This is a genomic window from Nonomuraea insulae (genome assembly GCF_042656245.1).
The window spans coordinates 373,281-385,858 of record NZ_JBHSPA010000031.1; the positions used below are offsets into that span (position 1 = coordinate 373,281).

General features: G+C 71.3%; 18 protein-coding genes. 5 read left to right on the forward strand and 13 right to left on the reverse strand.

The annotated features are described in order from the left end of the window. Positions 1–2: 2 nt before the first annotated feature. Genes accB through ACFPZ3_RS29085 form a run of 13 tightly spaced genes read right to left on the reverse strand, consistent with a single transcriptional unit; the run spans position 3 to position 8,283 of the window. Positions 3–464, reverse strand: coding sequence for an acetyl-CoA carboxylase biotin carboxyl carrier protein (accB, locus tag ACFPZ3_RS29025; RefSeq protein ID WP_379517423.1), 462 nt, complete (start codon positions 462–464; stop codon positions 3–5). Between the two features lie 14 nt (positions 465–478). Then, the gene (locus tag ACFPZ3_RS29030) at positions 479–2,155 is read right to left on the reverse strand and encodes an acetyl-CoA carboxylase carboxyltransferase subunit alpha (protein WP_379517424.1); all 1,677 of its coding nucleotides are present in this window, start codon (positions 2,153–2,155) and stop codon (positions 479–481) included. Next, a complete protein-coding gene (locus ACFPZ3_RS29035) occupies positions 2,152–2,415 on the reverse strand; it encodes a DUF6059 family protein (RefSeq protein ID WP_379517425.1) in 264 nt (87 codons plus the stop codon). Before ACFPZ3_RS29035 ends, ACFPZ3_RS29030 begins: the two co-directional genes overlap by 4 nt. A 19-nt stretch (positions 2,416–2,434) precedes the next feature. Then, a complete protein-coding gene (locus tag ACFPZ3_RS29040) occupies positions 2,435–2,743 on the reverse strand; it encodes an antibiotic biosynthesis monooxygenase family protein (RefSeq protein ID WP_379517426.1) in 309 nt (102 codons plus the stop codon). Next, the gene (locus ACFPZ3_RS29045) at positions 2,740–3,066 is read right to left on the reverse strand and encodes an antibiotic biosynthesis monooxygenase family protein (protein WP_379517427.1); all 327 of its coding nucleotides are present in this window, start codon (positions 3,064–3,066) and stop codon (positions 2,740–2,742) included. The genes ACFPZ3_RS29040 and ACFPZ3_RS29045 overlap by 4 nt, the downstream gene beginning before the upstream one ends. A 2-nt stretch (positions 3,067–3,068) precedes the next feature. Then, entirely contained in the window at positions 3,069–3,821 is a 753-nt protein-coding gene (locus tag ACFPZ3_RS29050) for an SDR family NAD(P)-dependent oxidoreductase (protein ID WP_379517428.1), read from the reverse strand. Positions 3,822–3,831: 10 nt separating this feature from the next. Next, the gene (locus tag ACFPZ3_RS29055) at positions 3,832–4,290 is read right to left on the reverse strand and encodes an anthrone oxygenase family protein (protein ID WP_379517429.1); all 459 of its coding nucleotides are present in this window, start codon (positions 4,288–4,290) and stop codon (positions 3,832–3,834) included. A 29-nt stretch (positions 4,291–4,319) separates the two neighbouring features. Continuing rightward, complete coding sequence (locus ACFPZ3_RS29060) at positions 4,320–4,775, reverse strand: SRPBCC family protein (protein WP_379517430.1); 456 nt, start codon at positions 4,773–4,775, stop codon at positions 4,320–4,322. 1 nt (position 4,776) lies between these two features. Beyond that, positions 4,777–5,025, reverse strand: coding sequence for an acyl carrier protein (locus tag ACFPZ3_RS29065; RefSeq protein ID WP_379517431.1), 249 nt, complete (start codon positions 5,023–5,025; stop codon positions 4,777–4,779). A 19-nt stretch (positions 5,026–5,044) separates the two neighbouring features. After that, the gene (locus ACFPZ3_RS29070) at positions 5,045–6,247 is read right to left on the reverse strand and encodes a ketosynthase chain-length factor (protein WP_379517432.1); all 1,203 of its coding nucleotides are present in this window, start codon (positions 6,245–6,247) and stop codon (positions 5,045–5,047) included. After that, the gene (locus ACFPZ3_RS29075) at positions 6,244–7,515 is read right to left on the reverse strand and encodes a beta-ketoacyl-[acyl-carrier-protein] synthase family protein (RefSeq protein ID WP_379517433.1); all 1,272 of its coding nucleotides are present in this window, start codon (positions 7,513–7,515) and stop codon (positions 6,244–6,246) included. The genes ACFPZ3_RS29070 and ACFPZ3_RS29075 overlap by 4 nt, the downstream gene beginning before the upstream one ends. Further along, positions 7,512–7,958 carry a cupin domain-containing protein gene (locus ACFPZ3_RS29080; RefSeq protein ID WP_379517434.1) on the reverse strand — a complete coding sequence of 149 codons (447 nt, stop codon included), beginning with the start codon at positions 7,956–7,958 and terminating at the stop codon, positions 7,512–7,514. The genes ACFPZ3_RS29075 and ACFPZ3_RS29080 overlap by 4 nt, the downstream gene beginning before the upstream one ends. Before the next feature lie 4 nt (positions 7,959–7,962). Then, positions 7,963–8,283: a TcmI family type II polyketide cyclase gene (locus ACFPZ3_RS29085; RefSeq protein ID WP_379517435.1), complete on the reverse strand. Its 321-nt coding sequence runs from the start codon at positions 8,281–8,283 to the stop codon at positions 7,963–7,965. A 215-nt stretch (positions 8,284–8,498) separates the two neighbouring features. Between ACFPZ3_RS29085 and ACFPZ3_RS29090 the strand changes: the two genes are divergently transcribed. From ACFPZ3_RS29090 to ACFPZ3_RS29110, 5 genes are read left to right on the forward strand one after another with little or no spacing between them, the layout of a single operon-like run. After that, positions 8,499–8,954, forward strand: coding sequence for an anthrone oxygenase family protein (locus tag ACFPZ3_RS29090; protein ID WP_379517436.1), 456 nt, complete (start codon positions 8,499–8,501; stop codon positions 8,952–8,954). A gap of 24 nt (positions 8,955–8,978) precedes the next feature. Continuing rightward, positions 8,979–9,716 carry an SDR family NAD(P)-dependent oxidoreductase gene (locus ACFPZ3_RS29095; protein WP_379517437.1) on the forward strand — a complete coding sequence of 246 codons (738 nt, stop codon included), beginning with the start codon at positions 8,979–8,981 and terminating at the stop codon, positions 9,714–9,716. Between the two features lie 21 nt (positions 9,717–9,737). After that, positions 9,738–10,148: a SchA/CurD-like domain-containing protein gene (locus ACFPZ3_RS29100; RefSeq protein WP_379517438.1), complete on the forward strand. Its 411-nt coding sequence runs from the start codon at positions 9,738–9,740 to the stop codon at positions 10,146–10,148. Then, positions 10,145–11,011, forward strand: a complete 867-nt coding sequence (locus ACFPZ3_RS29105; RefSeq protein ID WP_379517439.1) for an NAD(P)-dependent oxidoreductase — start codon at positions 10,145–10,147, stop codon at positions 11,009–11,011. The genes ACFPZ3_RS29100 and ACFPZ3_RS29105 overlap by 4 nt, the downstream gene beginning before the upstream one ends. Beyond that, complete coding sequence (locus tag ACFPZ3_RS29110; RefSeq protein WP_379517440.1) at positions 11,008–12,477, forward strand: peptide MFS transporter; 1,470 nt, start codon at positions 11,008–11,010, stop codon at positions 12,475–12,477. The genes ACFPZ3_RS29105 and ACFPZ3_RS29110 overlap by 4 nt, the downstream gene beginning before the upstream one ends. Positions 12,478–12,578: the final 101 nt, after the last annotated feature.

Below are 12,578 nucleotides of genomic sequence, written 5' to 3' on the forward strand. Positions count from 1 at the left end.
GATCATGGGGACTCGACTGACCTGACTCCCATGAGGCGCTCGTCGAACTCGACCGGGGCCGCGTCGGCGGCCAGCACCTCGACGACCTCTCCCGAGCAGTCCGCCTCGATGGGGTTCATCATCTTCAGGGCCTCGACGATGCCGATCTGCTGGCCCTTCTCGACCCTGCCGCCCGCCGTGACGAACGGCTTGGCGCCCGGCTCGGGAGCGTGGTAGAAGGTGCCGACGATCGGCGAGCGGATGAAGTGCAGGTCCTCGGCGTCCGGCGCCTCCACGGCGAGCGTGACCTCAGCCCCTGCTGGGCCGGGGTCGTCCCCCGCCCACTCCAGTTCGACGACCGCCTCTCCCGAGTGGACCTTGATCCGCCTGAGCCGGGGCAAGGCGTTCTGCATGAGCTCGATGGCGCTCGCGCGGACCTGCTCCAGCTCGGAACCGTCCTCCGGCCGTCTCTCCCTCTTGGCCACGGCACTCCCTACCTTCACTCAGTGATTCGACCGAAATTCCGGAATCGCCGCCGGCGGTCCCGGACCAGTTCCTGGGACGTCATGGGCATGAGCTCGTTCAGCGCGGCCGCCAGCGCGTGCCGCAGGGCGTCCGCCGCGTCCACGTGGCCGGCCTGCGCGCCGCCCTCCGGCTCCGGGATGATCCCGTCCACGATCCCGAGGCGCAGCAGCTCCCGCGCCTGCAGCCGCAGCGCCTGCGCGGCGACCGGGGCGGCCCCCGCGTCGTGCCACAGGATCGAGGCGCAACCTTCGGGGCTGATGACCGAATAGACGGCGTTGGAGCAGGCCAGGACCCGGTTCGCGACGCCGAGCGCGAGGGCGCCGCCGCTGCCGCCCTCGCCGATGACGACCGAGACGATCGGCACCGGCAGGCCCGACATGAGCCGCAGGTTCTCCGCGATCGCGCCCGCCTGCCCGCGCTCCTCGGCCTCCATGCCGGGGTACGCGCCGGGCGTGTCGATGAGCGTGATGACCGGCAGGCCCAGCTTGGCGGCCAGCCGCATCAGTCTGGCCGCCTTGCGGTAGCCCTCGGGGCTGGGCATGCCGAAGTTGCGCGCGACCAGTTCGTGCGTGGTGCGCCCCTTCTGGTGGCCCATGACCACGACCGGCTGGCCCGCGAAGACGCCGAGGCCGCCCACGAGCGCCGGGCAGTCGCCCGCCATCCTGTCGCCGCGCAGCTCGACGAACCAGTCGAGGACATGACTGAGGTACTCCAGGGTCGTCGGGCGCTCGACGTCCCTGGCCAGCCGTACACAGTCCCAGGCCGGGATCTCGGGCAGCAGCGAGAAGTCCTCGATCAGCTCGGTGGCGCCCTCGTCCGCGTACGCCGGCAGCCGGCCCACGCCGCCACGGTCCTGGACCGACACCAGCCTGGCCAGGAGCCCGCGCAGCGCCGCCCGCGGCTGGACGTCGTCGATCAGCCCGTGCTCCAGCAGGAACTCGGCCGTCTGGAAGCCCTCGGGCAGCCGCTGCCGGATGGTCTGCTCGATGACCCGCGGGCCGGCGAAGCCCATGCGCGCCCCCGGCTCGGCGACGATCACGTCACCGAGCGAGGCGTAGGAGGCGGCGACGCCCCCGTACGTGGGGTCGGTGGTCAGCGACAGGGTCAGCACGCCCGCCTCGTCGAGGGCGGCCAGCGCCTGGCTGGTCTTGGCCATCTGCATGAGGGCCAGCGCGCCCTCCTGCATGCGGGCGCCACCCGACGCCGACACGATGAGCAGCGGCGTGCGCTCGCGGAGCGCGACCTCGGCCGCGCCCGTGATCCGCTCCCCCTCGGCGACGCCGAGGCTGCCGCCCATGAATCTGAAGTCCATCGCGGCCACGACCACGGGCCGGCCGTCGATCGTCCCTCTGACGCACAGGACGGCGTCCTCCATATCGGTCCGCGCCCGGGCGTCCATCAGCCGGCGCGTGTACGGCCTGCCGTCGCTGAACTCCAGCGGATCCACGGCCACCGCCCGACCGGGGATGGGCTCGGCCGTGCCGGGGTCGAGGAGTTGCCGAACGCGCTGGTCCGCGCGCAGCCGCGCGTGGTGGCCGCAGTCGGGGCACACGCCGAGCCGCGACTCCAGACGCCGGTTGTAGATCAGACCGCGGCAGGCGGGGCACGTGGACCAGCCTGTCGCGGTCCTGTCGGTGGCCAGGTCGGTCATGACTCTCCTCGTGTCGTGAAGATCTCCTCCAGCTCCGCCCGCAGAGCGCGCTCGGCGGCCGTCGGCGGAGTGAGGGGAGTGAGCCGTTCCGGATGGCCGGGCGGCGTCTCGGGCGGGCTCGGGGGCGCCTGGTCCGGCTCGGCGTGGTGGATCACGGGGAACGTGATCATCCACTGGTAGCTGCCGCAGATGACCAGGGCCCGGCCGAAGGCACGCAGCGCGGCCCACACCAGGCGCCCGGCCCGGTTCCCGTCGTTCATGCTCACGCTCCCCGCGCGGTCAGTACGCCGCCACGACCTCGTAGATGCCGTAGTGCCGCTCACCGGCGCGGTCCTGGAAGGGCCGCAGCGGGGAGGTGGACGAGCGGTGCCCCGCCCCTTCCTCCCACGCCTTGAAGTCGGCCATGCTCTCCCACTCCGACAACACGGCGAACCCGGTCGAGTCCATCGCCGAGCGCAGCAGCTCGTTCCGCAGCAGACCAGGCGTGTCGGCGAGCCTGCCGCTGATGTCGTGGTAGGCGTCCTCGATCGCCGCCGGCCCCGCCTCGGGCACGGTCAGGTAGATGATCACCCTGGCGCGCCCTTTCATCGGGCCACCGCCTGGCCGCCGACCAGGCTGTGGACGGTCCGCATGATGGTCATCGAGCCGCCCGAGCGGTACGGGTGCAGCTTCATCCGGTGCTCGACGTGCTGGTCGCCGCGCTCGAACTCGCGGAAGCTGGGCTCGTCGACCCAGTCGCTGACGATGTAGTAGACCCGCTCCTCCGACTCGCTGCGGTAGAGCCATTGCCCGAGATTGGCGGGATGACCGGTGACGCCCGTGCCGATCGCCAGCCAGGCCTGCTCGAACTCCGTCTCCAGGCCCTGCTTGATCTCCGCGCGCAACATCACGCGGAACGTGTTCTCCGTCATGGTCAGATTCCTCCGTCCACGTTGATGTTCTCGCCGGTGATGTACGCGGAGCGGTCGCTGAGCAGGAAGAGCACGGCCTCGGCGATGTCCCGCGGCCGGCCGAAGCGGCCCATGGCGATGATCTCGGCGTAGCGCTCCTCATACACACGGCGCTGCTCGGGGGTGAGCTTCGCGGCGGCCTCCGGGGTCTCGATCATGCCGGGGGAGACGAGGTTGACGCGGATGCCGGACGGTCCGAGCTCCTTGGTGAGCCCGCGGACGAGGCCGATGAGGGCCGACTTCGCCGCGGTGTAGTGGGCGCGCAGCGGGATGCCCACGGTGGCCACGCGGGAGCCGATCGCCACCACGGAGCTGCCCTCGGACAGCAGCGGCAGCGCCCGGTTGACGATGAGGTAGGCGGCGGTCAGCGAGGTGTCCACGACCCGGTTCCACTCGGCGAGCGGCAGCTTGCCGAAGGGCACGTGGCTGATGACGCCCGCGTTGTGCACGATGCCGTGCAGCGAGCCGTAGTTGTCGCGCACCCCGGCCACGAGCTGTTCGACCTCGTCGGGGACCGTGACGTCGGCCGGGACGAGGCGGTGGTCGCCGGGGATGTTCTTGAGCTCGCCCGCGAGCGTCTCGATGTGCTCGCCTTCCTGCCGGTAGCAGGAGACGACGTTGGCTCCGGCCCGCGCCACGCCGAGGGTGATCTCGCGGCCGATCCCGCGGCTCCCCCCGGTGACGAGGACCGTCTTTCCTGACAGTTCCTGGCTCATGATGACTCCTTCACAGAACGGAGGCGGCCGCGATGGTGAGGGCGAACCCCGCGCACGACAGGGTCGTGCGCATGAGGTTCCAGTTCCGCCAGCGCGAGCGCGGGTCGAGGCGCTCGAAGTCCTCGGGCAGCGCCTCGGGGTCGATGGACTTGACCCACCGGTTGATGGGCACCTGCTTGGTGATCGAGATGCCCATCACGCAGCAGAGGGTGACGGCCGCGGCCGCGAACAGGAACTGCGCGACCCGGTCCGGCGCGGTGACGGCCAGCACGACGTCGGCGACGACGGTGAGGCCGAAGCAGATCGGCATGAACGGGTCGTAGCGGGCCCACAGGTAGCGGTGGGAGTACACGTACCTGTCCGCGGGGAACGTCTCCATCAGGGGAATGATCCCGAGCGTGGTGGACAACAGGATTCCGGCCGCGAGACCGCTGCCCAGCAGGGCCAGTGGCACCAGGGCGTCGATCATCTGCCATCACTCCCCTTCTCGCGGCGTCCTCAGGCGGCGACGCGCTGTTCGATGACCTCTTTGATGTGCCGCATCTCGTTCCTGGTCTGCTCGTTGAGGTGCCGGGCGGCGCCCTCGTTGTCGACCGGCGCGCTCGGCTTCATCTCGAACTGCTGGATCCAGCGCAGCCGGGTGCCGCCGTCCACCTCGTGGTACTCCCAGAAGATGTGCATGAACTCCAGCAGCGGCCCGGTCTCGACGCGCTTGGCGTGCACCGTGCGGCTGACGGGGTGGGTACGGCGCTCGGAGACCCAGCTCCACACCGTGCCGTCGGGCTCGGGGTGCATGGTCAGCCGGAAGCGGACACGATCCCCCTCGCGGTCCAGGACCTCGACCCGCTCGTACTCGGTGAACAGCGTGGGCCACGACTCCAGGTCGTTGGTCATCTCCCAGACCACGTCCACGGGTGCGGCGATCACGATCTCGTTGTCGGTCTTGCCGGGCATGTCAGGCCGCCAGCCGTTCGTTGACGTAGTCCAGGATGTTCCTGGGCGTCGTCATCTCCTCGATCGCCTCGTCCGGGATCGGCAGCTGGTGCGTCTGCTGGATGCGGGTGGCGATCTCCAGGACAGCCAGCGAGTCGAAGCCCAGGTAGTCGAGTCCGGTGTCGAGGATCTCGCCCTTGAGCTCCTTCTCGGACTCGGCGTCCACCGCAATCATGATCGTTTTTAGCTCGTCCAGTGTGAGCCGGCTCATCTCTTCCTCCTGAGTTCGGTCAGATGTCTCTGACGACGGCGGCGGCGTTGAATCCGCCGTAACCGCGGGCCACCACCAGGGCGGTCCGCAACCGGGCCTCCCGCGGCTCGCCGCAGACGAGATCGAGCTCGTACGCGGGCAGCGGTTCTGCCACGTTGACGGTCGGGGGGATCACCTGGTCGCGGATCGCGAGCAGGGCCGTGGCCAGGTCCAGGGCGGCGCCGCCCGCGTACAGGCGGCCCGTCATGGTCTTGGGGGCGGTGACGGGCACCCGGCGCGGCCCGAAGACCTCGCGCAGCGCGGCCGCCTCCGCCGCGTCGAGCTCCGGGACTCCGTAGGCGTCGGCGAAGACCACGTCCACCCCGTCCGGCGTCACCATGGCGTCGGCCAGCGCGGACTCGATGGCCCTGCGCAGGGTCGGCGGCCTCGGTGAGCCCGGCGGCGGGTCGAACGTGGCCGCGTAGCCCGCGATCCTGCCGTACGGCCTGCGCGTCACCGCGGCCGCGTCCTCGACGATGAGGATCGCCCCGCCCTCCCCCGGCACGTAGCCGCGGGCGCCGGCCGAGAACGGCAGGTACGCCGTGGCGGGGTCGTCACCGCGGCTGAGCAGCCGGGTGGCGATCTGCGCGGTGAGCCCCGCCGGGGACAACGAGGCGTCGGTGCCGCCGGTGACGACCAGCCGGCTGCCCAGGCGCAGTTGCCTGCGGGCGTGGCCCACCGCGTCGAGGCCGCCCGCCTGCTCGGCCGCGATCACGCCGCAGGGGCCGCGCATGCCGTGCCTGATGGACAGCTGTCCGGTGGTGGCCGCGTAGAACCAGGCCACCGACATGTACGCGCCGACGTACAACGGGCCCTTGGCCCACAACTTCTGCAGCTCCCGCTGGCCGAACACGGTGCCGCCCGAGGAGTTCGCGGTGATCACCGACATCGTGTACTCGGACAGCCCGGCCGGGTCGACCCCGGCGTCGGCCAGCGCCTCGTCGGTGGCGGCCAGTGCCAGGTGGGTCATGTGGTCGGTCTGCGCGCGCAGCCGCTTGGGCACGCGCTCCACGGGGTCGAAGCCCTTGACCTCGCCGGCCAGCCGAACGGGGAAGCCGGAGACGTCGTAGGCCGAGATCACGTCGATGCCGCTCTTGCCGGCGAGCGTGGCCGCCCAGTAGTCCTCGGCGCCGAGGCCGTTCGGGGCCATCACGCCGATGCCGGTGACCACCGCCGCGCTCATGCCGCCACCTTGTGGGGGGCGGCGATCGTCACGGCGCTCTGGAAGCCGCCGAAGCCGCTGCCGATGCTGATCACCACGTCGGTCTTGTGCTCGCGCGCCTCGACCGGCACGTAGTCCAGGTCGCACTCCTCGTCGAAGTTCCGCAGGTTCGCGGTCGGCGGCACCACGTCGTGCTCGATCGCCAGCACGCTGGCGGCGATCTCGATGGCGCCGATCGCGCCCAGGGAATGGCCGATCATGGACTTGATCGAGCTCATCGGCACCTGGTACGCCCGCTCCCCCAGGCTCTCCTTCACCGCGGCGGTCTCGTGCCGGTCGTTCTGCTTCGTCCCCGAGCCGTGGGCGTTGACATAGTCCACGTCCGCCGGCGTCAGCCCGGCGTCGCGCAGCGCCACCCTGATGGCCTCGGCCATCTCCCTTCCGTCCTCCTTCAGTCCGGTCATGTGGAAGGCGTTGGCGCGGCTGGCGTAGGAGGGGATGGCGGCGCGCGCCCTGGCGCCGCGGCGCCTGGCGTGCTCGGCCTCCTCCAGCACGAACACCGCCGAGCCCTCGCCCAGGACGATGCCGTTGCGCTCCTTGTCGAAGGGGCGGCAGGCGGTGGCGGGGTCGTCGTTGCGCGGCGTGGTGGCCTTCAGCGCGTCGAAACAGGCGACGGTGATCGGCGAGACGGGGGCCTCGGCGGCGCCGGTGATGACGATGTCGGCGGTGCCCTCCTCGATGAGCTGCAGGGCGTGCCCGACCGCGTCCAGGCCGGACGTGCAGCCGGTCGAGATCAGGGTCGTCGGTCCCTCGGCGCCGGCCACCCAGGCGATCTCGGTGACGATCGAGCTCGGGATCATGAAGTTGTAGCTGTGCGGCACGGCGTAGGACCAGTCGGTCAGCCAGCGCCGGCCGCCGTCGCTGACGACCACGTACTCCTGCTCCATCATCGTGGTGTTGCCGACGGCGTTGCCGATGCAGACCGCCACCCGTCCCGGGTCCAGCTCGCCGAGGGCGAGCCCGCTGTCGGCCAGGGCGCCGCGGGCGGCGACCACGCCGAGTTGCGCGGCCCGGTCCATGCGGCGGACCTCCTGCGGGGTCAGGCCCCGCGCGGCCGGGTCGAAGTCGCACTCCGCGGCCACCTGGCACCTGAACCCCGTCGCGTCGAACAGGGAGATGCTCCTGGTGGCCGTGCGGCCGTGGGAGAGCATGTCCCAGAAGGCCGCGGTGTCGCCCCCGCCGGGGGCGATCACCGACATGCCCGTGATGACGGCGCGGCGACGGCTCATGAGGGCCCGCCCGTGGCCACCGGCCCGCCGACGTTCGGCGGCGGGCCCTCCTCCAGCAGCGGCTCGGTGTCGATGTGGCCGAGGTCGGGGCGGGGGGCCAGCGGTCCGTTGTGGAAGACCACCTTCGCCGGCTCCTCGCCGTTGTTCTCGAAACGGTGCCTGACCCCCTTGGGGATCAGCAGCCCGTCGTCGGGCCGGAGCTGCACGTAGCTCTCGCCTTCGATCCTGGCGGTCAGGACCCCGCTGACGACGTAGACGAACTCCTCCGAATAGGGATGGCGGTGCTCGATGACGAACTCGCCGGGCTGGAGAACGCCCACACCCATGAACCCGGAGGTCGCGCCCGCCGAGCGCGGGCTGAGCAGCAGCTGGATTCGGCCGCCTCGCCGGTGGTCCACCGGCACGTCGCGCAACGACACTTTTCTGGGCGTCGACGTGGACATCAGTTCACTTCCGTTCCCACGAATAGAATTGCGCGGCCATCGAGTCCTTCGGCTCCCGCCAGGACGGCAGGTAAGGGCTCATGTACTTCGCGAGCCTGGTGTTGACGTCCTGGAACAACGGGCTCTCCCGATGGGCGTAGAGCCGCTGCGTCGGGTCGTGGTCCGCCTCCGTGAGGTGGAAGTAGAGGCCGTTGAAGGCGAACAACGACCTGGCGCGGATACCGATCAGCTCCGGGAGTTCGGTGGCGTCGGAATCGCGGAAGATCTCGGCGACCGCGTCGGAATCGGCCGGATCCATACGCGCCACGATGAGCGTTCTGTGCATGTGCAACTCCCCGTCTAAGGGCCGGATGTGTAGAGCTGGGTCTCATGGGCCGGCGGCGACCATGCAGGGATGCTGACAAGGGCCCCTCGCAGGCTCATAGAGAACCGCTCGACGACCGATCGCCCAGGCCCAGCAGGCTCCGAGCCGCCCACGAGAGCCCGATGTCACCGTGAGCAACCCGCGGGAGGCGTCGGAGAATGGGAGGTTGGGCCGCCGTGAACGAGATCCTCAGCGTGTTCGCCCTGCTGGGCAGCGGGACCACGGCGGGCGTGATGTTCGCCGTGGCGATCAGCATGGTCCCCGCCCTGGGCGCGATGACCGTCCCCCGGTACGTCGAGGCGCACCGGCTCCTCGGCAGGAACTGGGACCCCACCATGCCGATCATCGTCATCACGACCGCGCTGGCGGACGTGGCGCTGGTGCCGCTCTCCGGCGACCCGGCGGGCGCCGCGCTCCACGCGGTCGCCGCCGTGCTGGTGCTCGGCGTCGCCGGGGTCTCCCACCTGCTGAACGTCCCCCTGAACCGGGCGGTGAAGGCGCTCGGCCCCGGCGACTCGATCCCGCCCGGGTGGGTCGATCCCCGGCCTTCCTGGCGCGGTTACCACCTGGTCCGTACGACGCTCGCGGGCGCGGCCTTCATGCTCAACGCCGCCGCGGTCGTCCTCGTATGACGCACCCCTGAGACGGAGACACTCGTGAATCTCGACCTGAACAACCGCAGGGCACTGGTGACCGGAGGCACCCGCGGCGTCGGCCGCGCCATCTCCCTGGCCCTGGCGGGCGCGGGCGCGAACGTGGTCGCCTGCTACCGCGCCGACGAGGAGTCGGCCGCCGAACTCGGCAGACGGCTCAAGCAACTCGGCGGCGACCACCACGTGGTGCGCGCCGACGTCACCGCGCCCGCCGACGTGGCGGCGCTCGCCGACCACGTCCGCACCGTGTACGGCGGCCTCGACGTCGTCGTCAACAACGCGGGCGTGGACTCGATGGCCCCGCTCGCCGTGCTGGAGGGCGAGGAGTGGCGGCGCGTCCTCGACACCGACCTGACCTCCGCCTTCCTGGTCACGCAGGCCATGTTGCCGCTGCTCGGCGAGGACGCGTCGGTCATCATGATCGGCAGCGCCGCCGCCGAGCGCGGGGTGCCCATGCGCGCCCACTACGGCGCGGCCAAGGCAGGTCTCGCCGGGTTCACCCGCTCGCTGGCGAAGGAGCTCGGCGGGCGCCGGATCAGGGTGAACATCGTCGCCCCCGGCATCGTCGAGACCGAGCCAGGCGCGGGGCTGCCCGAGGAGCTGTTCCAGCGGTTCACCGGCCTCACCCCGCTCGGCCGCCTGGCCCAGCCCGATGACGTGGCCGGCGCCGTGCTGTTCCTGGCCGCGGACCTGTCCCAGTTCGTCAACGGCGTCACCATCGCCGTCGACGGCGGTATCTGACCCCTTGGAGTGAGGTAACCCATGACATTCGCCGCGATCACCTACAAGATCAAGCCCGGGCACGAGGACGAGATCGCGCAGATCTTCGCCGAGTTCCAGCGGGCCGACTCACCCATCCTGCACGACGAGGACGGCACGGAGACCGGCGTGATCCTCGCCACAGGCCTGTTCATCTCGGGCGACCGGATGGTCCGGGTCATCCAGTACGAGGGCCGGCTCGACGACGTCGCCAAGCACATGGCCGTGCAGGACGGCGTACGCGAGGCGGAGCGCAGGCTCCAGCCCTACCTGTCCGAGCCGCGCGACACCGAGACCGTCGAGGGCTTCATGACGTACTTCGGCAACAGCACGATGCGCTGCATCCAGCAGCTCGGCGTGCCCTCCGAGATGCTCAAGGACATCCCCTCCCACCTGCTCCAGAGGCAGTCGTGAAGCGTCTGGCCTTCCTCGGGCTGGGCGGCATGGGGGCGGGCATGGCGCGGCGGCTGCTCGACTGCGGCTACGACCTGGCCGTCTACAACAGAACCGTCGAGAAGGCCGCGCCCCTCGCCGCGGCGGGCGCGGTGGCCGCCGCCAGCGGAGCCGCCGCGGTGGCCGGCGCCGACGCCGTCGTGGTGAGCCTCGCCGACCAGGCCGCCGTGGAGCAGGTGATCTTCGAGGACGCGTTGAGCGGGCTGAGGCCGGGCGCGTACCTCATCGACACCTCCACGTTGTCGCCGGCGTTCTCCCGTGCCGTCACCGAGCGGCTCGCCACGGCCGGGGTGCGGCGAGTGGAGGCGTGCGTGCTCGGCAATCCCGCCCAGGCCAGGGAGGGGGCGCTGCGGGTGCTCGCCGCGGGCCCGCCCGCCGACATCGACGCGGTGGAGCCCCTGCTGGAGACGCTGGGGCACCAGGTCGTCCGCGTGGGTGACACAGGGTCGGCCGCCGTCATGAAGCTGGCGTTCAACCTGCTGATCGGCGCGCAGGTGGCCTCGCTCGCCGAGGCCGTGGCCCTGGGCGTGGGCGGCGGGCTGGATCGCGCGGAGTTGCTGACCGCGATCAAGGAGAGCGGCTTCAGCTCCCTGGTCATGGGCTTCCGTGCCGACATCATGCGGCGGGGCGACTACGTGCCGGCGGCCTTCCGTACCCGGCTGATGGCCAAGGACCTGCGCTTCGCCCTCGACGAGGCGGCGCGGGCGGGCCTGGCGCTGCCGGTGACCGAGCGGGCGGCCGAGCGGTTCGAGCAGGTGATCGGCGCGGGCGACGGCGAGGCCGACGCCGCGGTCCTGGTCGAGCATCCCGCGGCGATCCCATGAGCACGTCGGTGGAGGCGGTCAGGCCGGAGGAGCCGAAGTGGCTGTTCGGCCAGCCCCGCTGGTTCGGGACCCTGTTCATGGTGGACATGTGGGAGCGGTTCAGCTTCTACGGGATGCGCGCCATCCTCATCCTCTATCTCGTGGCCCCTGCGGAGCGCGGCGGGCTCGGTGTGCCCATCGGCACCGCGGCCGCCCTGTTCGGCCTGTACATGTCCACGGTCTTCCTGGCCGCGCTGCCCGGCGGCTGGATCTCCGACCGGCTGCTCGGGCCCCGCCGCACGGTGCTCGCCGGCGCCCTGACGATCGCCGCCGGGCACTACGCGATGGCGGTGCCGTCCGTGCCGTCCGTCTACGTGGGGCTCACGCTCGTCGCGGCCGGCACCGGGCTGCTCAAGCCCAGCATGGGCGCCATGGTCAGCCACCTCTATCCGCACGACACCGGCAGGAGGGACGCGGCCTGGTCCGTCTTCTACATGAGCATCCAGGTCAGCGCCCTGCTGGCGCCGCTCGTCACCGGGTTCCTCGGCGAGCGGGTCAACTGGCACCTCGGTTTCGCCGCGGCCGGCGTCGGCATGACGTTCGGCGTCGTCCAGTACGTCCTGGGCCTGCGGCACTTCGGTGACCTCGGCGCGCGCCCGCCGCGGCCGGTGACCCCCGCGGAGCTGCGGCCGGTCCTGGTCAGGACGGGTGTGATCGGCGGCGCGCTCACCGTGTTGCTCGCCGCCGACGTGCTGGCCGGCGCCTTCACCGTCGAGCACCTCCTGGCGCTCGTCGGGCTCACCGTCGTGGTGGTCCCGGTCGTCTACTACCGCTCCATCCTGCGCGATCGCGGGCTGCTGCCCGAGGAACGGCGGCGGGTGAAGGCGTTCCTGTGGTTGCTGCTGGCCTCCGCCGTGTTCTGGATGCCGTACGACCAGGGCGGCTCGCTGCTCAACCTGTTCGCCGAGCGCAGCACCGACCGGGTGGTGTTCGACTTCGAGCTGCCCGCGAGCTGGCTTCAGTCGCTGCATCCCGGTTTCATCCTGTTGCTGGCGCCGCTGTTCGCCTGGTTCTGGGTGCGCAAGGGGCAACACCTGGGCACCTCGGTGAAGTTCGCGGTCGGCCTGTTCATGATGGGGGCGAGCTTCGTCGTCATGGCGTTCGCGGCGCTCGGCGCGGAGGGTGGCGCCAAGGTGTCGCTGACGTTCCTGGTGGTGGTCTATCTGCTGCAGGTGGCCGGGGAGCTCGCGCTGGCGCCTCCCGGGCTCAGCGCGTTGTCCCGGACGGCGCCGCGGGCGTACGTCAGCCAGATGATGGGCGTGTGGTGGTTGTTCGCGGCGCTCGGCGTCGGTCTCGGCGGCCAGGTCGCCCGGATCAGCACGATCGTCCCGCAACCGCTGTACTTCGCGGCCATCGGCGGCCTGGTGCTGGCCGTGGGCGCGGCCGTGACGCTCGGCGCCCGCAGGATCGATCGCGGCCTGCGCTGAGCTCTCACCCGCGGGTTCCGGGCGACGCCGCCCGGGACCCGCGGGTTTCGCGTGCACGCGACCTGGCCTTACGGAGGTCCGCAAGGCCGGTTTCGCGTGCG